Below are 24,684 nucleotides of genomic sequence, written 5' to 3'. Positions count from 1 at the left end.
CCGGCTGGCCCGGGTATCCGCGTGACCCTAGTCGGCTCAGGTCCCCGGAGTATTCGCTAGCTGAACTCTGGAATCTTCCGGGGCCGGGGCCGGCCCGGCACGCCGGAAGATGCGTTGATTACTTATTCCGGCTGGGGACGACTACCGCGACCGCCGCGCTGGCCGCCAGGGCCACCTTGGCCTTGGCCAAAGCCGCCGCGACCGCCGAACTGCGGCTCGGGCATGTCGAACTTCGACCCCATCATCTCTTCGAGCTTCGCACGCTGCTCGGGGGTCAACAGGCTCTTCAGTTCTTCCTCGGCATCGGCACGCATCTTGGCGATCTTCTCCTGCATCTCTTGCTGGAGCTCCTGGGCCTTGGCGACCATCTCTTCGCGTTGCTCGTCGGTGATGCCAAGCTGCTCGGCCATCGCGCCGCTCAGCGCACCACTCAAACCGCCTCGCTGCACTTGCTGCTGAACGTTGATTTCCTTGAGGCGCTTCATCTGGTGCGGCAGCAGCACTTCGCCCATTCGCTGCTCGCTCATTTCTTCAATCTCGGTGCGGAGCTGCGCGAAGCGCTCGGCGCGCTCCTCTTGGGGAATGTCGCGCATGTCTTCGAACATCGCGCGAACTTCCTCGCGCATGTCTTCCCCCATCGATTGCAGGTCGGCTACTTGGTCGTCGGTGATCTCGAGTTCGTCGCGAACTTCCTGCGTCATTAGCAGGCCTGCCATGCCGCCACCACCGGGGCCACCGAAACCGCCTCCGCCAAACCCGCCGCGACCCTGGCCACCCCGACCGCCCCCGAATTGGGCCATCGCATCCGCACTACACAGGGCCATCGTGGCAAGCAGCAACAGCGCCAAAGGAACCAATCGCAAACGAGTCATGGGTTAGTCTCCAGTACGGGGGTGTAATCGAGCTCCGCGTCGGGCCGGCCGGCCCCGGCGAGCTCTCAGGGTAAGTGTATCAGATGCGCCAACGGCGAGGTCGCGCGGCGGCAATCTATCTAACCCCAAGCAGTGCAAGCGGTTTCGCGCGAAAGAGGTCATCGCGAGATAGCTCCTTTGTTTCCCCCAGCGGTTTCTATTGCCAGTTCCGGGGAAGCGGCGTAAGTTGCTGGTAGTTAAGGCGTTAACTCGACTCAGGCCTGCAAGCTTCACCCGCCATGATCGACAAACAAACCATCGCCCGCGATTGGCTCACCCGGTACACCGGCATGCCCCTGGGCGAGTTCGGCGACTACGTCCTGCTCACCAACTTCCGCGACTACGTCCACCGCTTCAGCCAGCGGTTTGGCTGTAAGGAATACGGCGAGGACCGCCCCATGCAGGCCGCCACCAACTCGGCGGGCCTGTCGATCATCAACTTTGGCATCGGTTCGCCGAACGCCGCGACGGTCATGGACCTGCTGACCGCTTATTCGCCGAAAGGAGTTCTGTTCCTGGGCAAATGTGGTGGGCTCAAGGAGTCGACCGAAATCGGCCATTTCATCCTGCCAATCGGGGCGATCCGCGGCGAAGGCACCTCGAACGACTACCTGCCGCCGCTCGTGCCGGCCCTTCCATCGTTCAAGCTGCATAAGTTCGTCTCGGAGAAGCTCGTCAACCACGGCCTCGAATACCGGACGGGGGTCGTCTACACGACCAACCGCCGCGTATGGGAACACGACGAAGCGTTTAAGCAGCAGCTCCGCGAGTACTCCACGATTGCCATCGACATGGAGACCGCGACGATTTTCGCGGTGGGGCATCGCAACCACATTGCACGTGGTGCTTTACTACTAGTAAGCGACCTACCAATGTCGCCCGAGGGAGTGAAAACCTCCAAGAGCGACGAGGCGGTTTCCCGCGATTGGTCGAGCGTGCACTTAGATATTGGCATCGAGTCGCTCACCGAGATCGACGAGAAAGGCGAGACTATCAAACACTTTACGTACTGATTGCGCGGATTTCCCTCATTTGGGGTTAGCGCCTGCGATTCTCCGCCAAGCGTTAAAATTCGGAGAAAACGCGCAAATAGGCTGGCAACGAGCGCATCTTTGGGTAGTATGTGGTCGGCGGGCTGTTTCACTTGGGGTGCCGCGTGCGCACCCTTTTTCCGGGCGGAAAATAGGCACCTTTGGTTTTTCGTTTTGGGGGCGATATATCGCCACCCGGAGAGGAGTGATGGTCTAATGATCTGTCGTTATTTCTGGACTCTCGCCTGCGTGGCTGGGGTTTCTTTCACAAGCGCAGCACCTGCTGCCGTCTTGATTCACGAGACGTTCGAACACGCGGACGGCAACTTAGTCGGCCAAACCCCGACTCCTGGACCTGGTGCCGCATGGGCGGCTCATAGTGGTGGCGGTGCAAAGCCAATTCAAGTTTCGGGAGGTGTCGCCACAGTGGTGCAAAGCACCGGCTCGGGCGAAGACGTCAATACCGCTTGGACTCCAGCCCTATCCGCGGGACAGACGGTATACGCCGGCTTTGACCTCACCGTGTCAGGGTCGACTTTTAACAATACGAATTTCGCGCACTTCAATCGCACCGCTACGACGTTCAACGGCCGTCTATGGTTGGCACCGACCGTGCCCGCAGGTTCTGGGTATCGACTGGCGGTTTCGGGCGATAACAGCATCACCGATGGCGATGGCGAGGCATTTTGGGGCTCCGACTTGACCGCGGGAGAGCAATACCGCGTGGTAGTCGCGTTCGACTTCGATAGCCAAGACAGCACTTTGTGGGTTGACCCCACAAGCGTGAGCAGCACCAGCGTCGTAGCCACTGATGGAACTTTTTCGGACGCTTTGATCGCATTCGCGTTTCGGCAGGCATCGGATAGCAATTCGACGCAGGTGTTCGACAACTTGATTGTCGCGACCACGTTTGACGAAGCCCTGGGTGCCACGCCCATCCCCGAGCCCAGCACCGTGCTGATGACTCTCATGGCCGCTTCGGCCGTGGGTGCCGTGGCGATGCGCCGCCGTTTGGGTTAGTTCTTGATTTTTCAAAAGCATCCGCGGGCCTGTCTTAGAGCAGGCTGCCAATAGGTTTCAAAGGTCACGCCATATCGTCGCGGTGTGGCGTGGCCTTATACCAATTTACCTTGCTAGGCGAAGCCTCCGAGCCGCGACCGCATGGAAGCGTATCGGTGATCGTGCAGTTCGGCCGACAGCAGCGCTTCGAACCAAACTTTTAAGTCTCAATTTGAGCATTCCCAGAGGAAGAGGATTCATGATGAAGTATTCATTTGCGCTAGCCGCGGCTGTAGGCCTGTTGGCCGGCACAGCAGCACCGCTCGCATCTGCGGCGCCCGGTGACCTGATCATCACCGAATTGATGCACGATCCGCTCGATGAGAACGCATGGGAGTGGCTGGAAGTTCGGAATACTACCAATGCTCCTATCGATCTCAACAACTACTGGCTGGACCGAATTGGGGATAGCGAACCGTCCGCTTCAGCATTGCCGAATGTTCGCAACACTTTAGTTCCCCCCGGGTCGTCCGAAACAATGATCAATACGATCATTCCAGCCGGGGGCGTAGCAGTTCTGTTCGATGGCTTTTTTGGCCAAACAGATCCGCGTACCAACAGCATTCAAGCTTTCAAGGATGCCTGGAGCTTGACGAACGAGATCGTGATCCCTGTAGACTTCTGGCCTGGCCTAACAAGCACCGGCGACAATACCAACATTGGTATCTGGGAGAACTCCACAAGCTATCGCGACTCTTTCGTGGACAACGGGAACGGTGGCCGTGTTATTGGTGACTTCTCGCTTGCAACAGCGAGCGTTGACTACGATGGCACTCTAGCAAGCGGTTGGCCGCCAACGAGCGATGGCTTCTCCATCCAATGGAGCGGCAATGGAAGCAACGGAGACGGCGGACAGTGGTCCAGGAGCGCCGTTGGCACCAGGGGAGCAATTGAAAGCGACGCTTCGTATGTCCCCGCGGGTGGGGCTACGGTGAATAATGTCGCCGACTTGGGCAATCCAGGGTACGTCTTCGGAGCAACACCTACGCCAAACGGCAGACTTATAGTTAGTGAAGTAATGTTCAACCCGGCTTCTGATGACGAAAGTTGGGAATGGATCGAAGTCTACAATAACACTGGGGCTGAAGTGAACCTTGCCGGTGGTGTCTTGGATGACGGCAATGCCAACATCTACACTGAAGCAAACATTGCTGCGGGTATCATCCCAGCAGGAGGCGTAGGAATTCTTTACAACGCCGAACTGCCGCTGGCAGATATTGAAGCCGCCTGGGAACGTCAGTCTGGCAACCCCGATTTTGGTTCGATTGATATCAACTTCATTGCGGTTGCGAATATGGAAGCCCTGAACAACGGCCAGGGATCGTCCACCAGTGCTTCGATTCTAGGACCTGGTGGTTTGAACGGATTCAACGACATTATCTCGGTCTGGTCGAGCTTCGAAGATTACGCGGCTGTTGCTGGTGTGCCGACAGGCGACCCTGCGGGGTTACTCGGTTTGCTGCGATTCTCTCAAGTAGGAACTTGGCCCGTCTTTGAATTCGGAAGTTCGTACAGCCTCACCGATATCTCCGCCCCCGATGCGAATGGCCTGGATGCGAATGGTGGCCTTTGGGCCGCTTCCCTGACCGGTGATGGTCATTCTTACAATGCAAATCCGATATTCGTGGACGGCGACTTATTGGTTCAGGAGGGTGGCGACGTTGGTAGCCCCGGCGTGTTCATTCCAATAACCGACACTGCTCTTGCTGGCGACTTCAATGACGACGGCGTGGTAAACCTTGCCGACTACACAGTCTGGCGTGACAACCTGGGTGCCGATGAGTCGACCATCTTCCCAACAGGTACGGGCGACGCCTCGGGCGTCGTTGACGCTGGTGACTACGCACTTTGGAAGTCGAACTTTGGACTTTCCAATGGTTCGGGAAGTCTGGCCGCCGGAGCGGCTGCTGTACCCGAGCCCAGCACGTTGGTGCTGTTTGGTTTGTTGGGTATCGCCGCCGTGGCGGTTCGCAAGGTTCGTTCGTAACCCTGCCCAAGATCAACAACGGCACAACAGAACGTAAACGGGCGACATGGTGCACTAGCGGCACCATGTCGCCCCCTGGTTCTGGCAACCGCCAATTTGACTGGCAGCGCAGCGATAACGCGAGGCTGCCAAATGTTGGTTGCGAAGTTGTAGGCGCACGATGCTAGTAGGGCTATCATTTGATGGGATACTTGTTGGACAAGTATTCAAGGGTGGCGTTTGACTTCAGGTGGTTTCATTCCGGTCCGCATGTTGAGTAAGAGGAATAGAGATGGAACTGCTCGCAAAAAAGACGACGCGACCACTTGGGTTCACGCTGGTTGAGCTACTCGTTGTGATCGCCATCATAGGCATCCTAGTGGCTCTGCTGTTACCAGCAGTTCAAGCAGCACGCGAATCGGCGCGGCGCATCCAGTGCGTCAACAAGCTCAAGAATCTCGGCTTAGGCTGCCTGCTTTACCACGACGCGAAGAAAACACTCCCTCCCGGCATCTGCGTTCCGATCGGCAGTCAATCGGGAGCCGTATTCAGCTCAAGCTGCCCCCCAGGCGGTTGTCCAGACCAACCAATCCCCGATCGCTGGGGATCTTGGTTTACCTGGATCTTGCCATACATTGAGCAGGAGAATCTCTACGGTCAGCTCGACCTCACCCAACGCGAGTACGCTTATTGCAATGGGCCCAATTCGCCAGGCGCGACCGAGATCGATGTATTCCTCTGCCCGTCAGACTTCATCGAAGAGAAAGTGTTTCAATATAGCGGGCAGTACTACTTTGCGGTCAACAGTTACTTTGGCAACGGCGGTACGCGCGCGTGGCCGATCAGCAATGCTACGTTCAACGGCGTGCTGTTTTACAATAGCAAGATCCCCGCACGACGCATCACCGACGGCACCTCCAATACCATCCTCGCTGGCGAGCGATATAGCCTCGACCTCACTTGGAAAGACACAACCCCTCTGGCAAATTACCGGGGTTGGGCATGGAATAATTACAACTCGGGCCAGGATGTTTTGTGCGATTCGGCATGGCCGATCAACGGAACGTCCGCCCAAATCGGAGCTACGTCCCGCAAAACCAATTTCGGTAGCGGCCACCCAGGCGGAGCCAATTTCGCATTGTGTGACGGCTCCGTTCAGTTTCTCTCACTGGAGTCCTCTGGGGACTTAGTCACGCTACAAAGAATGTCCATGCGTGAAGATGGGCAGATCATCCCAAACCAGTAGACCGAACAACGGAAAGTTTTGCAAATGCAGCGTATCTGCTACGTAAGCATCTTAGGACTGATGCTTGGTTGGATCTCGGGATGCAATACCCAACCCGTTCCCGAAATTGTCCCTGCCGAGGGTATTGTTCTACTTAACGGAAAGCCCCTTGCGAAAGCGCAGGTCCGATTCATCCCCACGATGGATGTGGGGCCGGAGTTCATCGCCACCGCTATCACTGACGATGAGGGAAAGTTTAAGCTCGATTCAAACGGTCAACCGGGCGCAGCTGTCGGCGAGCATCTTGTTGCCGTTTGCGAAAGCGATCCGCCGCAAGAGTTGCTGAGCGAATCCAAGCAACGCGAATTGGCCGTTTATCTGCGATCGCTTCAAAATCGGCCGATCCCGCCAAATTATGGATCACCCGTTGGTAGCGGCTTGTCGGCGACCATCGCGAAGGATGGCGCTCCCATCGAGTTGAAATTGAGTCGTTAGGTGAGGCTCCACTCCACGAGTCTTTCTTGAGATATGCCTCTATTGGCTAATCCGGCAATCGGCGTACCGACTCTACTTGCGTCGCCTCATGCTGCGGGTACGGAAATTGGGAGCTGCACCATTCGAAAGCGCCAGGTAGAGCCAAAACCGCCGCAGCCAAACAGACGTAAACACATGAGCTCCGTCACCTGAGGGAGCCGTCCGAGATAGGGCATCGCTCCCACACAGCCCCGCAGAATTCGTTGCGACCGAAAATTGCCCCAACTACAATTGGTATCTGTCGATACAGTAGTTTCAGCATGGGGGTGGCGGAATGGTCAACGACACTTATCGGGTGGAGGCCGATCGCAGGCAACGTCCAGCTCTCAGAGCCACTGCTACGCGAGCGTTCACGCTGGTTGAACTTCTCGTCGTGATTGCGATCATCGGCATTCTAGTGGCCTTGCTTCTACCCGCCGTGCAAGCCGCTCGCGAGTCCGCGCGGCGGACCGACTGCAAGAGCAACATGAAGAACCTCGCGCTCGCCGCCCTCAACTACGAGTCGGCCCAGCGCAGGTTCCCACCCGCAGCGCAGGATCGCACGGGCAACGCCTGGAGCAGCACGACGACGCCGCCGCCATTGGCACGCCACAACGGCCTCTCGTTCATGCTCCCTTATCTGGAGCAAGGCAACACGTTTTCGTTGATCGACTACGACTGGGACTGGAACAACAACAATCCCACGAGGAATGAGACAAACACCAAACAGGACTTGGCGGGCGTGCTGATCTGCAAATCGTCTCCGCAAGGGCGCGAACGGTTTCACGTCACCGACTACGTCCCGATGAACCGGATTGAGATGATTCCGGGCAAGGCTCCGAACACCACCTACGATCCACCTGGTGGCTCGATTGGCGACCTAGTAAGGCGCGGTGATATCCAGAGCTACGGCAACGCCCCGAACTGGGCACCCGTCTGGGACGGAATTCTGCAAGTCGATCAGCTGATGATGAGCGGTGCCAATGTTAGCACCACCGATCGCCGGAAAGTGACCACCGGCAAAGTGGTGGATGGCCTCTCGAATACCTTTCTGTTATTCGAGTCCACCGGCAAACCGACGATCTACAAGCTTGGCCAAGATATAGGCGAAAACTCCAGCGCCAACAGCGACTTCCGCTGGGCAAGCCAAGCAACCGTCATGAGTTTACAGTTCTACTGCAACCAAAATCAGATCATCAATTGCTCCAATCGCAGCCGGATTTTCAGCCAGCATAACGGCGGGTGTAACTTTGCCTACGCGGACGGATCCGTGCAGTACCACACCGACGACCTCGACCCGCAGACATTCGTATCGCTCTTCAGCATGCGGGGCGAAGAGGTCTTGGCGAACGAGTAGACAAAGAATCCTACCTGCGGGCTTTTTCTCCACCGGCATGCATGATTTCCTCGCTCCCCCATGGTAAGATGTGAACACCCAGGTCCCCCACCTTACCTCGACGTAACTCCTATGCTTCCATCGTTTCGCAACTACGTAATATTTCTATCCGCCGTACTGCTGTTGTCTGGCGTTTCGGCTAAAGCTGAAGAAACTACACCGCTCCGCATCATCACCTTCAATACCGAGATCCTCACCGCCCCTGGCATGCGTGCTGGGCAAGTCGAGCGGTATCGATTTGACTTCGCTCGGGGTGAGCATCACGAGCGGGTTGCCGACATTATCGAAGTGCTTCGGCCCGATATCGTTAATCTACTCGAAGCCACGAGCAAAGAGTCGGTCGATCTGGTCGTCAAGATTCTGCACGAGAAGGGTCTTACCGAGTACACTGGCTACCACGTCGAAAGCAACGACAGCTACACCGGCATGGACGTCTCGTGCATCACTCGCCTCAAGCCCGACAAGATTGATGGCAAAGAAATCCGCACCTACTTCTCGCCTGGCGACGATCCGACCTGGCGGCAGGCCTACTCGTTCACCAGTTTCAGCGGCAGTCGCCAAACCGGCACGTCGTCCATCTCCCGCAATGGCGTTTACTTCTTCACCGTGAACGGGCACAAGCTCGGCTTCCTTGGGCTGCACCTCAAGTCCAACCCCGAAGACGAGTACTCGAACGCCCAACGGACGGCTGAAGCCGAAGTGGCTCGCCGCATCATCCGCGGCGAGATTGAGAAACGCGGTTACATGCCCATCGTGCTGGGTGACCTCAACGACTACGACCCCGACGTCCCCGACGCCGACGACACGCGCGCCCCGAAAACGAAGGTGCTCGCTAGCCTCAAGGACTACGACTCCGAGAAGCCCGGCGCCGAACTGGTCAATGTGGCCGAGCGGATTCCCCGCGCGAAGGACCGCTACACCTCGCATTGGGACTGGAACGAAAACGGTGCCCGCGACCCGCAGGATGTCTACACGATGATCGATCACATCCTGCTTCCGAAGGAACTGATGCCGTACGTCGATCGCGCGTTCATCGCTCGCTGTGTTGGCCTCGAAACTTCGGACCACTATCCCGTGGTCGTCGATCTCAAACTACCGGCCAAAGAGTAGCTGGTTTTCCCAGCGAGTCTTCGAGAGTTCAGGCGGCCTCCGCTATCTGTCCCCGTCAGGCGAATCGACTTATAATCGGCTCCGCATCGCGACCGAGTTTCGCGTGCATTGCTGAACTTTAGCCGAGCCTGGCATGAACTCTGTCGTTTCAATGATCGACCACGCCGTGCTGCAACCAACGCAGCACGACGACGACGTACGCGCCGCCTGCGAACTTTGCAATCGCCTCGGTGTGGCGAGTATCTGCGTCAAACCATCTCATGTGCCGCTCGCCGCCGAGTGCCTTGCGAATTCCAGCGTGCTGGTGAGCACCGTTATTGGCTTCCCCCATGGCGGGACCACAACGGCCACCAAGGTTGCCGAGACCATCGAGGCGTGCCAAGCTGGTGCCCGTGAGGTTGACATGGTCGTGAACCTGGGCAAAGTATTCGCCGGCGACTGGGACTACGTGGCTCAGGACATTCGGGCCGTGGTTGACGCCGCGCGAGCGAATGACGCGATCACCAAAGTCATTTTCGAAACCGGCCTGTTAGACGACGCGCAGAAGATCAAGCTCTGCGAACTAAGCGAACAAGCCGGCGCGGCGTTCGTGAAAACCTCCACCGGCTTCGGCTACGTCAAAGCGGATGACGGCCACATGGTTGGTACCGGTGCCACGGAGCACGACATCGCCCTGATGCGCAAACATACGAGCCCCGCCGTCGCGGTGAAAGCCTCGGGTGGAGTCCGCAGCTACGAAGACGCCAAACGGTTCGTCGAGCTCGGCGCGACACGATTGGGTACCAGCTCCACCCAAGCCATCGCCGACGGCAGCAGTTCGGATGCTGCTTACTAAAGTTATCATCGACTGCAATTGAATGACCAATGACGAATTAACAAGGACCAACGAAGACGGCGTCCCATCCGCTTGCGTCCTTGGTCATTGAAAATTGGTCATTGGTCATTAAAAGAGCTACTCCACGCAATTGACCGTCAACCAACAATTTCCCATCACCATCTAGCGACAGCCTCCAACAACCAATGCTTGATCTGCACGACAAAATCAACGAAGCCGTGTCCACCATTCGCAGTCAGTGGAGCGGTGTGCCGCGTGCTGGGATTATCCTCGGCACCGGCCTAGGAAGCCTTGCTGACCAAATCGAGGTCGAGGCCTCGTTCGAGTACGGCGACATCCCACACTTCCCGGCTTCGACGGCAACCAGCCATCGTGGTCGGCTCGTGTGTGGCAAGCTCAATGGACTGAGCGTCGTGGCGATGGAGGGCCGGTTCCATCAGTACGAAGGCTACCCGCTCAAGCAGATCACGCTCCCCGTGCGAGTGATGAAGGCTCTTGGTGCCGATGTGCTGTGCGTATCGCAAGCCGTGGGGGGAATGAATCCCTACTACAAGCCGGGCGACGTCATGGTGATCGACGACCACATCAACCTGATGGGCGACAACCCGCTGGTGGGCGTGAACGACGACCGCCTCGGCCCGCGTTTCCCTGACATGTCCGCGCCGTACGACAGCAAGCTCATCGACGTAGCGCTCGAAATCGCGCGTCGCGAGAACTTCGTGGCTCACAAGGGAGTGACCGTCGCCGTGACGGGACCGTGTCTCGAAACGCGTGCCGAGTACCGCTTCCTGCGGATGATCGGTGCCGACGTGGTTGGTATGTCGACCGTGCCCGAGGTGATTGTCGCGGTACACTGCGGTCTCCGCGTGTTCGGCGTCGCGGTCGTAACGGACATGTGCCTACCGGACGCTCTCGAACCAGCGAACGTTGAAGAGATCATCGCCACGGCCGGCCGCGCCGAACCCAAGCTACGTGCATTGTTCGAAGGCGTTCTCGCTCACCTCGCAGGTAACTGATGTCCGATACGTTTACGCAAGTCGCCGATGTGGTCGCTGCGGTCGAAGACCACTGGGCGATTCAACCGAAGGTCGGCATTATCCTCGGCTCGGGGCTCGGTGGGCTCGCCGATCGCATCGCCGACAGCGTGACGATCGACTACACCGCGCTCCCCCACCTGCCGCGATCCACCGCCATCGGCCACGCGGGTCGATTGGTGTGTGGCATGCTCGCCGGAGTGCCGGTGGTTGCCATGCAGGGCCGATTTCACGCGTACGAAGGCCACAGCATTCACCAGGTGGCGTTTCCCGTGCGAGTGATGCATGCCCTCGGAGCTAGTACCCTAGTGGTCTCGAACGCCGCGGGGGGACTCAACCCGATGTACCAGGTGGGGGACATCATGGTAATCGATGACCACCTGAACTTGATGCTTCGCAATCCGTTGGTGGGCGAGAACGACCCGAGGCTCGGCCCACGGTGGCCCGACATGTCCGCGCCGTACGACCGGCAGCTTGCCAGCCTCGCGCAACAAGTCGCCCGGCGCAATGACTTCATCTGCCACCGCGGAGTGTACGTCGGCATGCTCGGCCCCACCTACGAGACCCGCGCCGAATACCGCATGGTTCGCCGAATCGGGGGCGACGTGGTCGGCATGTCGACGGTGCCCGAGGTGATCGTCGCGGTGCAGCTTGGCATGCGAGTGCTCGGGCTGTCGACCGTTACCAACGCGTGCTCCCCCGACCAACTCGGCGAAACCAGCGGCGAACAAGTCATCGCCGCCGCAGCCGGGGCATCCGAGAAGCTCATGACGATCGTCGAAGGAGTGCTGGCGGGAATGTCCAATGTTGAATGACCAATGACCAATGACCAATAGACATTGACCAACGGCCCTTACTCACCACTCACCACTCACCACTTACTCACTTACCGCCCACTCAATAACCATGAACCCCACCTTCCTCATAGCCAAGAAACGCGATGGTGGCGAACTCTCCGATGGCGAGATTGCCGACTTGGTGAATGGCTTCGTGGCGGGCGAAGTGGCCGATTATCAGATGGCGGCGTTTGCGATGGCCGTGTGTTGTCGCGGCATGACCATCGCCGAAACCGCATCGCTTACCGAGCACATGCTCCACTCGGGCGTGACGCTCAACTGGCCCGACTCGACGAAGCCGGAAGTCGACAAGCACTCCACCGGCGGCATTGGCGACAAGGTCTCTCTGCCTCTCGCGGCGATGCTCGCCTGCTGCGATCTTCGAGTGCCAATGATCTCGGGGCGTGGACTGGGAGCGACCGGCGGCACGCTCGATAAACTCGAAGCCATCCCCGGCTTCCGCACCAACCTGTCGCTCGACGAGATGCGCGACGTGGTCGAGCGAGTCGGCTGCGTGATTAATGGCGCGACAGAAACCCTTGTCCCCGCCGACCGCCGGTTGTACGCCCTTCGCGACGTGACGGCGACCGTCGAGTCGATCCCGCTCATCACCGCCAGCATCATGAGCAAGAAACTCGCCGAGGGACTCGACGCCCTGGTGCTCGACGTGAAACACGGCAGCGGTGCGTTCATGAAGACACTCGAGGACGCGCGAGCCCTCGCTCATTCCCTCGTCGACACCGGCAAGCGAATGGGTGTCGCCACGGTTGCCTTGGTGACCGACATGAACCAACCGCTCGGCCGGATGGCAGGCAACGCCGTGGAAGTCGACGAGTCAGTAGCCGCGCTCGAAGGCCGTGGCCCGGCTGATTTGATGGAGATCACGCTGGCCCTCGGTGCCGAGTTGCTCGTACTCACCGGAAGAGCGACGAGCCTTGAAACGGCTACCAAGCAGCTTCAAGCGACCATCGACGATGGAACCTCGCTCGCCAAGTTCCGCGAAATGGTCGAAGCCCAAAGGGGCGACCTCGACGCCCCGCGCCCCGTAGCCCCAAGCCACGTCGTGGTGAGCCCGCAGGCCGGGTATGTCACCGCGATCGACACTCAAGACGTTGGCCGCGCTGTGATCGAACTGGGCGGCGGACGGCGACGCCAGGGGGACGTGCTCGATCTGTCCGTCGGCCTCGAAATGCTGGTCCGCCTCGGCGACAACATCGACGAAGGCCAGCCCATCGCCAACGTGTTCGCCGCCGCCGACCAATCGCAAACCGCAAGCGAGATGATTCGCAAGGCGATTACGATTGGCGAGGAGCCAACATCGGCACCGGCGCTCATTGTGGAACGTGTGGAGTAGCGCGTAACCACCTGCTCAGAGCGCATTGTCAATTAGCAGTAATACATTGAAAAGCCGTCTTCGTTTTCGCATTCGCACTTTACTTGCGGGTGCAACGGTACTCTGCATTGCCTTGGCCGCAACCAAGCATTCACAATGGTTTATTCCCATGTCGGGAGGTGAATGGTACTGCGACCCCACAGCAATTGATTCCGACGGACAAGGTGGGGCAGTGGTATTCTGGAGCGGTCGTCAGATTACGGCCGATCTTCGGGTATCGATGCTCAAACATGTTGACTCGGCAGACTTTTCTGGAAACCAAGCTGACCATCTGCGGCTGCCCCTCTCCGGCGACCGCGTAAACAAGATTTACGCCCTAGATGCCATCAACCAAAAATGGGGCATTGCTCAAAATCGCGCGGTCGGAGTCTCCGTTTACCTCGAACGAGATCACTTAACAATCGACACGGGTGGAGGTCGGAAAGCCATCGAACTGCCGGTATTACCGGATGGGGCTCAGATGAGACTTCTATTTGCCCAGGAACTTGGAAGTGGAGTGACCTGGTACGGGCCCGGTACGAGTGGTCCAACTTCCATAGCCTCTGTGGTCTGCGAGCTTCATGAGAAAAGCTTGGTCATTGCGGAAGTCTATCTCGAAGTACAGTACGAATAATTGTTTTAGGGGCGCCTGATCTGCATTTGCCGCGCGGTCGATTGTTTTGACTGCGAGGCCAAGAACTCCTCCATCCGCTCCAGCTCCGTATAAAACTTCACGCTCGGATCAATCCGCTCGGCTTCGAGCCAGTCGAGGCGTTGTTCCATCATCGGTTGTTCGGCGAGTCGGGGCAGGGCGATGCACCACACTAGCGCGATGACAACCACGCCAGCGAAGAGTTGCACCCCCTTCAAGACTTGAGGCGTCATCACTCGCCCCCTGGGGGAAAGAGTACGCCAAACATCAACCACGCCATCAGCAGCGTGAGGCACAGGTTGAGCGTTTGGCCGCACACGTACAGCACTAGCGGCTTGCCACCCTGCATCTGCGGCAGAAGTTGACGGAAGTTGGTTTCGAGGCCGATGCACACAAACGCCAGGCAGAAGAGCCAATTGCGAAGCACCTTGGTCGAATTGCTGATCATCGCGTTGGTGAGCGCTTCGCCCGCTTCTCCCGAGGCGCTTAGCACCGAGAACACGATCGACGCCGCGATGAATCCGAGCACGAACTTGGGAAATCGTTTCCAGATCTCCCCAATGCCGACCCGCTGGCCATCCTCGCGGGCGTCCATGTAGGTGGTCCAGTACACGGCCACGCAAAACGCCACGACGCCAATCAAGATGTTTTGAATCATCTTTACCGTCGCAGCGACTTCGAGCGCCGTATCACCGAGCACCGCACCGGCCGCAGCGACCGCACCCGTGGAGTCGATGGTGCCGCCGAGCCACGCACCGCCAACGTAGGGGTCGAGACCCATCGCGCGGATGGCCATCGGCTGCACGACCATCATCACCACCGTAAACACCAGCGAAAGGCTAATGGCGAGCGACAATTCTTCCTTCTTCGCCCGGCACGCGGCGGCCGTCGCAATCGCCGCCGATACGCCGCACACCGACATGTCGGCCGAGATCACCATGTTGAGCGTCGGCGACTTCATCTTCAGTACCCGCTGACCGAACCAGAACGTCGTGATCAACACGATGGGCGTCACCACCCACGCGACGCCAATGCCGGGAAGCCCGAGCGCAATGAGCCGATGCATGAGCACTTCCGCGCCCAAAAGGACGAGGCCCGTCTTGATGTAAAACTCGGTGAGCACCGCGGGCTTCAAGAAACTCGGTGTTCCCACGGTATTGCTAATGAGCAGCCCCACAACGATCGCCCACAGCGCGTACTCCAGGTTGTACGCCTTAATGACCTCATGCCCAGCGAGAACGAACGACAGCAGCGCGAGAAGGAACACTCCTACAAACGCCGGCACGTATCGCGCGATGCTCACGCCACGAAGCTGCTGTGCGACGGTAAATAGCACGCACAGAACACCACCTGCAACCACGCTCCCTATCACCGGCCACGTCCACCAGGCACCATCGCCGATGAGCGCGGTCATCGGCGAGGCCCGCCACTTAGCGGGCTCGCCCAGATACTCGCCGATCCAATCTCCAAAAACGGCTACCAGCACCAGCGACCCTACGAGCAAGAACCCGCCACACCAAATCGCCAGCCAGTCGTCATGGGCGAGCAGCGGCGAAATCGCGCGCGGTGGGGGATCAATATTTTCGCGTGGAGAGGTGTAAGGCATCGCACTTACTGCTGGGTTCGAAGTCGAGGGTGGAAGATTCCGAGTATCCCGAAACGCCACCTCCGAAGAAAGGGCAGCCAGCCTCGATCGCGGCGAAAAACATCGAGAAAACGTGGACCTGAACTATTTTCACTTTCTTTCAGAATGTGACTAGAAAGCGCGCTTTGGGTATGTTCTCATGAACACGTTCCACTTCTTGAGTGGTTTGTGTTCTTTGACAATTTGATACTGATTTTAGTGAAAACGCCGGCCCATTGGCGCCGGGGTCGAGGTACGTGCGGAGGCTGTGTCATCCTGAGGGAGCCTTAGCGACTGAAGGATCTCGTTCGCCAATTCGCATCGTTGTCTCAAGGACGAGATCCTTCCGGGATCTCCACTCCCGTCAGGATGACAAGCCATTGGATAGCTAACCAGATGGAGTAAAGTCGCACCTGCGGTTTACCCCTGCGACTTTACTCTCGACGGTCACTTGGCGAGTGGCTTCGCAAAGTGCTCACAGAGAAGGAGTTGCGTCGTTAGCCAATCCGGGCTGCAAAGGAGTAAAGTCGCAGTCGATGCAATACTCGCAAAGTGCGACTTTACTACGAGGCGAGTTGGGCGTCGCCCCGCTTACACACTTTCGCCAGCTAGCCAGCCCGTGCTGAAGGCGGCTTGGAAGTTGTAGCCGCCGATCGGGCCGTCGATGTCGAGCACTTCGCCCACCAGGAACAGCCCCGGCGAGCATTTGCTTTCGAGGTTGCTGGAGTTGACCTCGTCGAGCGCAACGCCCCCGGCGGTCACTTCGGCCTTTGCAAAGCCAAGTGTGCCAGTGAGTTCGAGCCGTGTTGCTTTAAGACTTTCGACGAGTCGCAATCGCTCGGCCTTCGACAACTCGGCGGCGGTTCGCTCCAGGGGAATGTTCGACTCGTGGAAAAGTGACTCGACCAGTCGATTCGGAAGCCACGTTTCGACGAGCCCACGCACCTGCCGCCGACCATTGAGGGATTGAAGCTGCTCGACCAGGTGCTCCCGCCGCACGTCGGGCAGCAGGTCGCACTCGGCCAAAAGACCGGCAGCACGCGGACGAGCGGTCACCTCGCGACTCACGTCAAGCACCACCGGCCCCGAGAGTCCAACGTGCGTGAACAGCACGGAGCCGCGGTCCGAAGCGAGGGGCTTTTTCTCGTCGGGCGATACGATCGACACGCGAATGTCGGGGAGCGTAAGACCTGAAAGCTCGTGGGTCCATTCGTTCTTCGTCTTAAGCGGGACCAGGGCAGGGCGAGGGGGAACAATCGAGTGCCCCAGGGACTTGGCCCAGACGTATCCATCGCCGGTGGTCCCACAACCTGGGTACGACTGCCCGCCGGTCGCGATGATGACCTGCGATGCGTGAATCGCCCCGCCGGGGGTATCGACCACGAAACCGTCTGCTGATCGATCGATTGTGAAGACGGGCGTGGAGAGTTCGAGCTTCGCGCCGCTTCGCTGAAGCATGGTGAGTAGCGTCCGCTGCACATCGAGGGCACGATCGGAAGTCGGAAACACTTTGCCGGTGGATTCGACCTTGGTACGGAGGCCTTCGCGATGGAACATGTCGACGAGTTCTTCGGGCCCCAAGGCTGCGAGGGGACTGCGAAGGAAGCGGGATTGATCTCGCGGGAATGCGTCACCGAGTGCACGGCGATCGGTGGCTTGCGTCAAGTTGCACCGCGTGCCGCCAGACATCAGGATTTTGACGCCGGGCTTGGTGTTCTTTTCGAGCACCAGCACTCGCTTGCCGCGCTCGGCAGCGCGAACGGCGGCAAAGAGTCCAGCTGCCCCCGCACCAATCACGACGACTTCGGCGAAGCGATCACTCTTCACCGAGAAGTTCCTCAGGCAACTGCTCGAGGATCTCCTCGGGCGACTGCTCGTCGAAGGGAACTTCCTCGCCGCGCAGCCCGCTGATGGCGTTGGCGGCCGCCTTTTGCTCCGACTCTTTCTTGCTCTTGCCCCACGCCGGAGCAAACCGCCGGCCGCCGACTTCGGCAGCGACTTGGAAGCACTTGCTATGGTCGGGACCCTTCTCGTCGAGCAAGCGGTAGTTGGGTGTGACGCCATGCTCGCGCTGGGCGAGTTGCTGAAGCTGGGATTTGTAGTTGCGACCCATCTCGCCCGCTTCGGCGAGGTCGATCTCGGGACCCATCAAACGGAGGATGAAGGTCTTCGCGGCGCGTTCGCCACCATCCAGGAAGATGGCAGCCACCAGGGACTCGAATACCGCGGCGAGCACGCTCGAGGGAACTTCGGGATGTGTAGTCATTCCCTTACCGAGGACCAAGAATTCTTCGAGTCCCAAAGCAGCACTGACCTTCGCGCAAGTGACGCGGCTCACCACAATGGATTTGAGGCGTGTCAGCTCGCCTTCTAAATGCTCGGGGAATTCGCGATAGAGCTGCTCGCAAACCACGGCTCCTAGAATCGCATCGCCGAGGAACTCCATCCGCTCATTGGACGCGAGGCGATTTTCGGCACCTGACGCGTGCGTTAGAGCCGACTCAAGGAGTTGGCGATCGTTGAAGGTGTACCCAATACGAGCTTGGCAAAGGTCGAGGTACGACTGCACCTCGGGCATAGAATTGGTAGATGACATCCGTTAGAAACCCGCCGGAGCGGCGGTCGCGTAGCTGGACCGGATGGTTTTCAGCCACGTGACTATCACTCCGGACATAGAGAGATCGGAAACTCGACTGTCCTAATGTCAACGAGCATAAACGGTTGAAGCCTTGCGGTCAACTGAAACGCCAGGGTTTGGGGCGCACTCGCGCCGGGCGTTTACGCTTCTCCCGGCGGCCACTAAACTGCGTAACTCGCGTCCGCAAGCCAATTTATAGCGGCGAAGCATGATCAATACCCTCTTGCTCCCCGAACTCCGCGAAATGATCGCCACCAACGATCAGGAGGGGCTGCGCGAATTCGTCTCGGCACTCCACCCCGCGAGGGCCGCAGAGTTCATGGAGGGACTGATCCCCCAGGAAGCCTGGGAGGTCCTGCAAGCCTCGGACCCTGGGCGGCAAGCCGAAGTGTTCGGCTTTTTGCCGGACGCCATGAAGGTCGAGATCCTGGAGACCGTCGCTCCGAAGGAAACCTCGTCCCTGATGGCCGAGCTTCCCGCGGACGACCGCGTTGACTTGATCAACGACGTTCGCTCCGACGTGGTCGAGGAAATGCTGCCGTTGCTCCCGGTAGCGGAGCGTCGCGAAACCCTGCGCCTGATGGAGTTCCCCGAAGGCACCGCCGGCAGCGTGATGACCACGGAGGTCGCCCGGCTGAACGAATCGATGACCGTGCACCAGGCCCTCGAAGCGATCGCGCGGTTGAGCGAGGACCTCGAAACGGTCTACTACAATTACATCGTCGACGAAGACAATCGCCTAAGAGGACTGATCTCCGCTCGACAGCTAGTAGTGAACTATGGCAAGCCGAACGTCAAAGTCTCGGACTTGATGCAACGCGATGTCGTCACGGTTCTGGCGACGGACGATCAGGAAACGGTAGCGGCGAAGGTGGCGAACTTCGACTTCATCGCCATTCCCGTGGTCGACGAGCAGCAACACCTGCTCGGAATTATCACGCACGACGACATCATTGACGTTATGCGCGAAGAGGCGACTGAAGACGCCCACATGGCGGCGGCCGTCGATCCGCTGGACGATAGCTACCTCGACACGCACTGGTTTACGCTAGCGTGGAAACGAGGCATGTGGCTGAGCATCCTGTTCTTCACGGGGCTCATCACGGCCTTTTCGCTACAGAATTATCAAAACGATTTCGCGAAGGTCTCGTGGCTGATCTTCTTTCTACCTCTCGTGATGTCGAGCGGAGGAAATTCGGGAAGCCAATCCGCAACGCTCGTGATCACGGCCATGACCCATGGCGATGTGAAGATGTCGGATTGGTGGCGCGTGATCAAACGCGAGCTATTGATGGGTCTGTGCTTGGGAGGGACCCTGTCGATCGCGGGATATGCCGCGGCCGTGTTACTGCTAAAGGTCTATGCTGAAGCAGATCCAGATTCGGAATTGCCGTTTCAGCCACCGACGTTTACCGAAGTATTGGTGATTCCGATCACCCTCGTTCTCGTGGTATTCTGCGGAACTCTTTGCGGAGGAATGCTGCCGATGCTGTTCCGCCGCTTCGGTCTCGACCCCGCGCTGATGAGCAACCCGTTTGTGGCGGGTATCAACGACATCGCGGGCATCGTCATCTACATGAACGTTGCGATACTGCTACTCGATGCGTTGGGCTAGTCGTTAGCTCTACACATCCAGCACAGGATGTCCGACGTACATCTGCAAAATCTGGCTCTGTACCTTGATGGCGCGAATCAAGACCCAGATTTGCTCTTGAGTGAAGCTCTTCGGATCGCTGTTCGCCAGGTCTTCGAGTTCCTGGGTCATCGCGGCGTGCTGGTCGGTGGCGAGCTGCAAACGCAGGCCGGTTTCCTTCCAGGCGCGGTGCAGTGTCGGACGATCCATCAGTTCGTTGAGGTTGGCGTACTCATTGGTGAGCAACAGGCACAACCGCGCGACATCCTGAGGACTCGCCTCGGGCTGAAGGTCTTCAATCTGTTGGGCAAGACTGTGGCAGTTCATCGCAGGGGCCTTTTCAGCGAGCGGCAGATTCACGGTGCAAACATTCGAGAGTGATTGGGCAAAGGGATCGAGGTCGAGCAGTGACTCGCCGCGAACGTTCAAAGGTAGGTTAGGAATCGCCAACAGCCACCCAGGCCACTGCAAGGCGCGGAAGTCCACACGCTCCAAGTTGCGGTTCCACAACGTTTGGCAACGCGGGGTGTCGCGTGCTGGCTACCCTGAGGTGACAAAACCGCGGCTGGCCGGTGGGGTGTGAATCCATCACGCCGATTTGGCGGGTTGGGACGCTCTACTTTCGGCAAAATCGGTACGCCGGGCGGGCACGCTGGCCTCCGTAAAATCATCAGAAAATCTCTCGTTTTTTGGAGCGTCGCGGCGGGCGGGAAAACGCACTTTGTGGACACCGGCGCGGCAGGGGGCGAGAATGCTCTCTGGCCTCCCGTTGCAGCCGGTTTTACTCCCGAGGTTTGTCCCGCCATGCCACGTTGCCAGATTTGCGAAGCGTATTTAACTCCGCTAGAAGTCGCCAATTCCGATTGTCCGACCTGCCGCCAACGACGCGGAACACCCGCTGATTCTGTTGAGTGGCACAGCGTGGCGAGAATGACGAACTTAGCGGAAGCCGGATATCTAGTGAGCTGCCTGGAAGCCGAGGGAATCGACGCCCGGCTCGTGGAGTCGCAGTCGTTTAGCGCCCTGGGTGGTAGTTGGTCGCATAGCTACGAATTGCAGGTGCCCCTAGAAGCCCGGGCCCGAGCGGCGGAGATCCTGCGTGCGGAGGCGGAGCAGTTTGCGGGCGAAGGGGCCGAATACGACGAATTTGGCGAACCCATCGAGGACGAACCGGTCCATCTGGTGTTCTGGCGTCCGGTCGCCTTGATGGCTCTGGCTGGTTTGGCGACACTGTGGCTCAGCCAGCGTGTGCCAGACCCTAGGCAAAGAACGCTCCCCCACCGCGACGCGGCGGCTCTGGGTGCGGCGATTGAAGCCCTGGGCGAACCACTGGTAGTGAAGTCGGAGACCGGGCAGACGAAGCATCGGCTTCGGTACTTCTCGGAGCACCGAGTTTGGTACCTGGAGTCGGACACCAACGGCGATGGCCGACTCGACCGCCGGCAACGCTTTGCGCTTGACCCCACCGCCCAATAACTACTGCCAACCAACGCGAACTCTATGGCTCGACTCGGCGTCAACATCGATCACGTAGCAACCGTCCGCGAAGCACGTAAGACGAACGAGCCCGACCCCGTGTGGGCAGCCACCCTCGCCGAACTCGGCGGGGCGGATGGCATCACGCTCCACTTGCGCGAGGACCGTCGGCATATTCAGGACCGCGACGTTCGCATCATGATCGAGACGGTGGCCGTGCCCACGAATCTCGAACTGGCGACGGCGGACGAAGTGCTGGCGATTGCGTGCGACCTTCGCCCTACGCAGGCCACGCTGGTCCCCGAGCGACGCGAAGAAGTGACAACCGAAGGTGGTCTCGATGTCGTCGGGCAGCGAGAGCGAGTCACGGCCGCTGTGAAGCGTCTTCAAGACGCGGGCATTGTGGTCAGCTTGTTCCTCGACCCCGATCCACAGCAAATCGAGGCCGGAATCGCCACGGGGGCCGAAGCAATCGAATTGCACACCGGTGCGTACGCCCACGCGTCGGCGAAGGGGAAGGCACTCGACGAACTTGCGCAGCTCCATCAATCGGCGGAACTCATTCGCCAGGCCGGCATTGTGCTCAATGCAGGACACGGGCTCACTTATCGCAACGTGCGTCCCGTCGCGGCGATTGCCGAGATGCACGAGCTGAACATCGGCCACAGCATCATCGCTCGGGCCATCATGGTGGGGCTCGAACAGGCGGTGCGGGACATGAAACGCCTGGTGTCGGAGTAGATTCGGCACCAGCGGCGACCTGCGGTTGTTACGCATGTCGCCCCTAGCCCAGATGCCGCGACTCTCGGTATCATACGCACACTTCCAATCCACCAGCTTGAGGCCAGATGATGACCACCAAGGGCGAGGCGTTTGCAGGACTATCGGTAGCGCTTACCACCCCGCTAAAGAATGGCGAGGTCGACTACGATAAGTTCGGCGAGCAGATTGAATTCCAGATCGCAGCGGGCACCCACTGCCTTTGCCCCGTCGGCACGACGGGCGAATCGCCGACGCTCAGCCACGAAGAGCACGAGCGGGTCATCGCGTTCGTCGTCGAGAAGTGCGCCGGCCGCATCAAGGTGATGCCTGGCGTCGGAAGCAACAGCACGGCCGAGGCACTGCGACTCACGAAGTTCGCCGAGCGCGCGGGTGCCGACGCGGCGCTCCAAGTCGCTCCGTACTACAACAAGCCGACCCAAAAGGGTTTCTACGAGCACTTCAAGGTGCTGGCCGAAGAGACGGGCTTGCCGCAGTGCATCTACAACATTCCCGGTCGCGCGGCGAAGAACATCGAGCCATCGACCATCATTCGCCTCGCCGAGCTCGAGAATATCGCGCTGGTGAAGGAGGCATCGGGCTCGCTCGACCAAGCGTCGCAGATCATCGCGGCAACCAATCTCACGGTGCTGTCGGGCGACGATAGCCTGACGCTGCCGCTCATGGCCGTTGGTGCCCGAGGAGTGGTGTCAGTGGTTGGCAACCTGGTGCCGGGCGACATGCTGAACCTGGTCGCCGCCGCGAATGCCGGCAACTACGACGAAGCTCGTAAGTGGCACTACAAGTTATTCCCACTCTGCCGCGACATGCTGGGCCTTTCGACCAATCCCATTCCGGTGAAGGCCGCAATGCAGATGCTCGGCCGAGATACCGGCGAGATGCTGCTGCCGATGACACCGCTCGACGAAACCGAAATGGCGTCGCTTCGCAAGACACTCGTCGCTTACGGCCTGCTGTAGGACAAGTGGCGTAAGCTTCCAGCTTGCGATGCTTACCCCACTGCTTCGCCAACCAGCTTAGCTCCTTCGTTCATCGGTCCGGCGATGAGGACCGAGAGTTCGTCACCTGTTGATTTCGCCAGCAGCGCGTCCCGCAGTCGAATTGCCTCGACTTTGTTCGGTGCGAACGCGAATACCGTCGGCCCCCACGAACTTTGCCCCACACCCGTGGCTCCGAGCTCTCGCAATTGCGTGACGAGCGCGGCGGTTTCGCGAGTAGAGTAAGCGCCACCTTGCACCGCGGCGAAGCAAAGCCCGGCGAGATGACCGTACTCATAAATAGCGGCGGCGAATCGATCGAAGTCGCCATTCTCGACCGCCGGGGCGAGCTGGTCGAATGCGATCTGCTGCAATTGCTTGGTGGTCCCGAGAGGCACGGGAGGCAACTTCGCAAACGCCGCGCGCTCTGCTTCCCCCGCCATGCCGGGACTGTTCTGCGGTGTGATGAGCAGCACTCGCCACTCGCTCGGCACCTCAACTCGTTTGGCAAGCGTACCGACTTCGTCGCTTGGCGACTTTCCTGCATCTACTAGCAATCCTCCGAGCACGAAGCCGTGCGTCCCCACCGCGGAGCGCAAACCACGACCCGCGGCTAGCGACAACTCGTCGGGAGACTTCTCGCCAATCACAACACAGCACTCGGCAATTCCGCGAGCCACCGCTAAGCCAAGTTGCGTCCCCACGCCGAACCCCGCGTGCTGTGGCGGTTGCTCCGTTAACTCAATGCGGCATGCTGGCAAGGTATCGAGCTTCCACCGAGCGGCGCATGACTTGGCGACCGTCGCGATGCGATCGGCGAGCGGACCTGCGGCTACGAACTGCTCGGCGGGAGAGAAGCGAAGCGTAAGCCGAGGCTTGTCGATCATCATGCCAACGCCGCCAAACTGACGCGGGTGCACAGGGCCCCACGCCCAGAGTCCGAAATGCAGCCGCGAACCGCACTGAATGGCAAACGAAGAGTCGAGCTTCATGGCGGCTTTACGAGTCGAGCATGGTGCGGGTGTCTTGTTCGCTCATTTGATCGTTGAGGAACTCCTGCAACTCGGCGAACGCTTGCCGCTCTGCGCCACCCGCCGTCTTGTCGACGATCGTCGCGTACTCGGCGTAGTGATCGAGCACCGTCTCGACCGACATCAAGTGCAATCGGGTAGCGAGGATCGCCGCCTCGATCACAGCGTGCCGTGCACGATGGAATCCGAAGAAGTCGCAAACGCGCCCTTCGTCCGTCACGCGGCACACCATCTCGGTACGGGAGTTCGAGTCGTCGAGTGAATCGACTTCGAACGCGTACCATCGAACACACTCGGCGAGCCGCTCGGGGTAACCTTCGGGGCCCGGCACGAGCTGGGGTGGATCTTTCAGGCGACCAATCGCGGCACGGGCAATCAGCAACACGTCGTCGGTCACATGCAGAATGCCTCGCTTGGCGCGGCTAAGGTTCTGGTAAGTTTGCGATGACTGGTAGGGGCGCAAGAGCAATCGCGTGATGGGCCAGTCGACTTTAGGCCCCATCGCTGCCACGTGCGTCGACCCATCCTCGTTCGAGGTGGTCACTACGCCTTCGAGCAGCGGGCAGTCGTGGAAGTCGGCCATGA

Annotated in this window: 24 protein-coding genes; 16 read left to right on the top strand and 8 right to left on the bottom strand. The window is 59.3% G+C overall.

Features of this window, described 5'->3' with window-relative positions:
- Positions 1-122: 122 nt before the first annotated feature.
- Positions 123-872, bottom strand: a complete 750-nt coding sequence (locus SH292x_RS09065) for a hypothetical protein (protein ID WP_442485280.1) — start codon at positions 870-872, stop codon at positions 123-125.
- Positions 873-1,150: 278 nt separating this feature from the next.
- Between SH292x_RS09065 and SH292x_RS09060 the strand changes: the two genes are divergently transcribed.
- The 12 genes from SH292x_RS09060 (at position 1,151) to SH292x_RS09005 (ending at position 13,922) form a co-directional block, all read left to right on the top strand.
- Positions 1,151-1,924: an AMP nucleosidase gene (locus SH292x_RS09060; protein ID WP_442485279.1), complete on the top strand. Its 774-nt coding sequence runs from the start codon at positions 1,151-1,153 to the stop codon at positions 1,922-1,924.
- Positions 1,925-2,158: 234 nt separating this feature from the next.
- A complete protein-coding gene (locus SH292x_RS09055; protein WP_442485278.1) occupies positions 2,159-2,962 on the top strand; it encodes a PEP-CTERM sorting domain-containing protein in 804 nt (267 codons plus the stop codon).
- Positions 2,963-3,200: 238 nt separating this feature from the next.
- The gene (locus tag SH292x_RS09050; RefSeq protein ID WP_442485277.1) at positions 3,201-4,988 is read left to right on the top strand and encodes a lamin tail domain-containing protein; all 1,788 of its coding nucleotides are present in this window, start codon (positions 3,201-3,203) and stop codon (positions 4,986-4,988) included.
- Positions 4,989-5,259: 271 nt separating this feature from the next.
- Positions 5,260-6,213, top strand: a complete 954-nt coding sequence (locus tag SH292x_RS09045; RefSeq protein WP_442485276.1) for a DUF1559 family PulG-like putative transporter — start codon at positions 5,260-5,262, stop codon at positions 6,211-6,213.
- 24 nt (positions 6,214-6,237) lie between these two features.
- Positions 6,238-6,687 carry a hypothetical protein gene (locus SH292x_RS09040; RefSeq protein WP_442485275.1) on the top strand — a complete coding sequence of 150 codons (450 nt, stop codon included), beginning with the start codon at positions 6,238-6,240 and terminating at the stop codon, positions 6,685-6,687.
- Between the two features lie 313 nt (positions 6,688-7,000).
- Positions 7,001-8,062 carry a DUF1559 family PulG-like putative transporter gene (locus SH292x_RS09035; RefSeq protein ID WP_442485274.1) on the top strand — a complete coding sequence of 354 codons (1,062 nt, stop codon included), beginning with the start codon at positions 7,001-7,003 and terminating at the stop codon, positions 8,060-8,062.
- 111 nt (positions 8,063-8,173) lie between these two features.
- The gene (locus tag SH292x_RS09030) at positions 8,174-9,211 is read left to right on the top strand and encodes an endonuclease/exonuclease/phosphatase family protein (RefSeq protein WP_442485273.1); all 1,038 of its coding nucleotides are present in this window, start codon (positions 8,174-8,176) and stop codon (positions 9,209-9,211) included.
- A 133-nt stretch (positions 9,212-9,344) separates the two neighbouring features.
- Complete coding sequence (deoC, locus tag SH292x_RS09025) at positions 9,345-10,046, top strand: deoxyribose-phosphate aldolase (RefSeq protein ID WP_442485272.1); 702 nt, start codon at positions 9,345-9,347, stop codon at positions 10,044-10,046.
- 185 nt (positions 10,047-10,231) lie between these two features.
- Complete coding sequence (locus SH292x_RS09020) at positions 10,232-11,062, top strand: purine-nucleoside phosphorylase (protein ID WP_442485271.1); 831 nt, start codon at positions 10,232-10,234, stop codon at positions 11,060-11,062.
- Positions 11,062-11,895, top strand: coding sequence for a purine-nucleoside phosphorylase (locus SH292x_RS09015; RefSeq protein ID WP_442485270.1), 834 nt, complete (start codon positions 11,062-11,064; stop codon positions 11,893-11,895). The genes SH292x_RS09020 and SH292x_RS09015 overlap by 1 nt, the downstream gene beginning before the upstream one ends.
- A 91-nt stretch (positions 11,896-11,986) precedes the next feature.
- The gene (locus SH292x_RS09010; RefSeq protein WP_442485269.1) at positions 11,987-13,270 is read left to right on the top strand and encodes a thymidine phosphorylase; all 1,284 of its coding nucleotides are present in this window, start codon (positions 11,987-11,989) and stop codon (positions 13,268-13,270) included.
- Between the two features lie 46 nt (positions 13,271-13,316).
- A complete protein-coding gene (locus SH292x_RS09005; protein WP_442485268.1) occupies positions 13,317-13,922 on the top strand; it encodes a hypothetical protein in 606 nt (201 codons plus the stop codon).
- Positions 13,923-13,927: 5 nt separating this feature from the next.
- On the opposite strand, the gene SH292x_RS09000 is transcribed toward SH292x_RS09005, so the two are convergent.
- The 4 genes from SH292x_RS09000 to rnc all read right to left on the bottom strand — a co-directional run bounded on the left by SH292x_RS09000 (position 13,928) and on the right by rnc (position 18,160).
- Complete coding sequence (locus tag SH292x_RS09000; RefSeq protein ID WP_442485267.1) at positions 13,928-14,173, bottom strand: hypothetical protein; 246 nt, start codon at positions 14,171-14,173, stop codon at positions 13,928-13,930.
- A complete protein-coding gene (locus SH292x_RS08995) occupies positions 14,173-15,546 on the bottom strand; it encodes a YeiH family protein (RefSeq protein WP_442485266.1) in 1,374 nt (457 codons plus the stop codon). The genes SH292x_RS09000 and SH292x_RS08995 overlap by 1 nt, the downstream gene beginning before the upstream one ends.
- Before the next feature lie 609 nt (positions 15,547-16,155).
- Positions 16,156-17,391 (bottom strand): NAD(P)/FAD-dependent oxidoreductase, encoded by a 1,236-nt coding sequence (locus tag SH292x_RS08990; RefSeq protein WP_442485265.1) that lies wholly within the window; start codon positions 17,389-17,391, stop codon positions 16,156-16,158.
- On the bottom strand, positions 17,381-18,160 hold the full coding sequence (rnc, locus tag SH292x_RS08985; protein ID WP_442485264.1) for a ribonuclease III: 780 nt from the start codon (positions 18,158-18,160) through the stop codon (positions 17,381-17,383). Before rnc ends, SH292x_RS08990 begins: the two co-directional genes overlap by 11 nt.
- 250 nt (positions 18,161-18,410) lie before the next feature.
- Between rnc and mgtE the strand changes: the two genes are divergently transcribed.
- Positions 18,411-19,817 (top strand): magnesium transporter, encoded by a 1,407-nt coding sequence (gene mgtE, locus SH292x_RS08980; protein ID WP_442485263.1) that lies wholly within the window; start codon positions 18,411-18,413, stop codon positions 19,815-19,817.
- Between the two features lie 9 nt (positions 19,818-19,826).
- On the opposite strand, the gene SH292x_RS08975 is transcribed toward mgtE, so the two are convergent.
- Positions 19,827-20,345, bottom strand: a complete 519-nt coding sequence (locus tag SH292x_RS08975) for a hypothetical protein (protein ID WP_442485262.1) — start codon at positions 20,343-20,345, stop codon at positions 19,827-19,829.
- Between the two features lie 420 nt (positions 20,346-20,765).
- Here SH292x_RS08975 and SH292x_RS08970 point away from each other — a divergent pair, with 420 nt between their 5' ends.
- From SH292x_RS08970 to dapA, 3 genes are all read left to right on the top strand, one after another.
- Positions 20,766-21,311, top strand: coding sequence for a hypothetical protein (locus SH292x_RS08970; RefSeq protein WP_442485261.1), 546 nt, complete (start codon positions 20,766-20,768; stop codon positions 21,309-21,311).
- 24 nt (positions 21,312-21,335) lie between these two features.
- Entirely contained in the window at positions 21,336-22,052 is a 717-nt protein-coding gene (locus SH292x_RS08965) for a pyridoxine 5'-phosphate synthase (RefSeq protein ID WP_442485260.1), read from the top strand.
- Between the two features lie 107 nt (positions 22,053-22,159).
- Positions 22,160-23,050 (top strand): 4-hydroxy-tetrahydrodipicolinate synthase, encoded by an 891-nt coding sequence (gene dapA / locus SH292x_RS08960; RefSeq protein WP_442485259.1) that lies wholly within the window; start codon positions 22,160-22,162, stop codon positions 23,048-23,050.
- A gap of 32 nt (positions 23,051-23,082) precedes the next feature.
- On the opposite strand, the gene SH292x_RS08955 is transcribed toward dapA, so the two are convergent.
- A complete protein-coding gene (locus tag SH292x_RS08955) occupies positions 23,083-24,060 on the bottom strand; it encodes a hypothetical protein (protein WP_442485258.1) in 978 nt (325 codons plus the stop codon).
- Between the two features lie 7 nt (positions 24,061-24,067).
- On the bottom strand, positions 24,068-24,682 hold the full coding sequence (locus SH292x_RS08950; protein WP_442485257.1) for a DUF447 domain-containing protein: 615 nt from the start codon (positions 24,680-24,682) through the stop codon (positions 24,068-24,070).
- Between the last annotated feature and the right edge of the window lie 2 nt (positions 24,683-24,684).

The organism is Aeoliella fuhlenseeensis (genome assembly GCF_052161615.1).
Taxonomy (GTDB): Bacteria; Planctomycetota; Planctomycetia; order Pirellulales; family Lacipirellulaceae; genus Aeoliella.
Note: the sequence above shows the minus strand (reverse complement) of the source record. Positions and strands in the feature narration are given on the sequence as shown.

Coding starts and splice junctions, on each gene's coding strand:
- deoC (WP_442485272.1), top strand. CDS start 9,345: ATGAACTCTGTCGTTTCAATGATCGACCACGCCGTGCTGCAACCAACG.
- SH292x_RS09065 (WP_442485280.1), bottom strand. CDS start 872: ATGACTCGTTTGCGATTGGTTCCTTTGGCGCTGTTGCTGCTTGCCACG.
- SH292x_RS09015 (WP_442485270.1), top strand. CDS start 11,062: ATGTCCGATACGTTTACGCAAGTCGCCGATGTGGTCGCTGCGGTCGAA.
- SH292x_RS09045 (WP_442485276.1), top strand. CDS start 5,260: ATGGAACTGCTCGCAAAAAAGACGACGCGACCACTTGGGTTCACGCTG.
- SH292x_RS08995 (WP_442485266.1), bottom strand. CDS start 15,546: ATGCCTTACACCTCTCCACGCGAAAATATTGATCCCCCACCGCGCGCG.
- mgtE (WP_442485263.1), top strand. CDS start 18,411: ATGATCAATACCCTCTTGCTCCCCGAACTCCGCGAAATGATCGCCACC.
- rnc (WP_442485264.1), bottom strand. CDS start 18,160: ATGTCATCTACCAATTCTATGCCCGAGGTGCAGTCGTACCTCGACCTT.
- SH292x_RS08950 (WP_442485257.1), bottom strand. CDS start 24,682: ATGGCCGACTTCCACGACTGCCCGCTGCTCGAAGGCGTAGTGACCACC.
- SH292x_RS09010 (WP_442485269.1), top strand. CDS start 11,987: ATGAACCCCACCTTCCTCATAGCCAAGAAACGCGATGGTGGCGAACTC.
- SH292x_RS09030 (WP_442485273.1), top strand. CDS start 8,174: ATGCTTCCATCGTTTCGCAACTACGTAATATTTCTATCCGCCGTACTG.
- SH292x_RS08970 (WP_442485261.1), top strand. CDS start 20,766: ATGACGAACTTAGCGGAAGCCGGATATCTAGTGAGCTGCCTGGAAGCC.
- SH292x_RS08965 (WP_442485260.1), top strand. CDS start 21,336: ATGGCTCGACTCGGCGTCAACATCGATCACGTAGCAACCGTCCGCGAA.
- SH292x_RS09055 (WP_442485278.1), top strand. CDS start 2,159: ATGATCTGTCGTTATTTCTGGACTCTCGCCTGCGTGGCTGGGGTTTCT.
- SH292x_RS09035 (WP_442485274.1), top strand. CDS start 7,001: ATGGTCAACGACACTTATCGGGTGGAGGCCGATCGCAGGCAACGTCCA.
- SH292x_RS09040 (WP_442485275.1), top strand. CDS start 6,238: ATGCAGCGTATCTGCTACGTAAGCATCTTAGGACTGATGCTTGGTTGG.
- SH292x_RS09020 (WP_442485271.1), top strand. CDS start 10,232: ATGCTTGATCTGCACGACAAAATCAACGAAGCCGTGTCCACCATTCGC.
- SH292x_RS08955 (WP_442485258.1), bottom strand. CDS start 24,060: ATGAAGCTCGACTCTTCGTTTGCCATTCAGTGCGGTTCGCGGCTGCAT.
- SH292x_RS09050 (WP_442485277.1), top strand. CDS start 3,201: ATGATGAAGTATTCATTTGCGCTAGCCGCGGCTGTAGGCCTGTTGGCC.
- SH292x_RS09060 (WP_442485279.1), top strand. CDS start 1,151: ATGATCGACAAACAAACCATCGCCCGCGATTGGCTCACCCGGTACACC.
- SH292x_RS09000 (WP_442485267.1), bottom strand. CDS start 14,173: ATGACGCCTCAAGTCTTGAAGGGGGTGCAACTCTTCGCTGGCGTGGTT.
- dapA (WP_442485259.1), top strand. CDS start 22,160: ATGATGACCACCAAGGGCGAGGCGTTTGCAGGACTATCGGTAGCGCTT.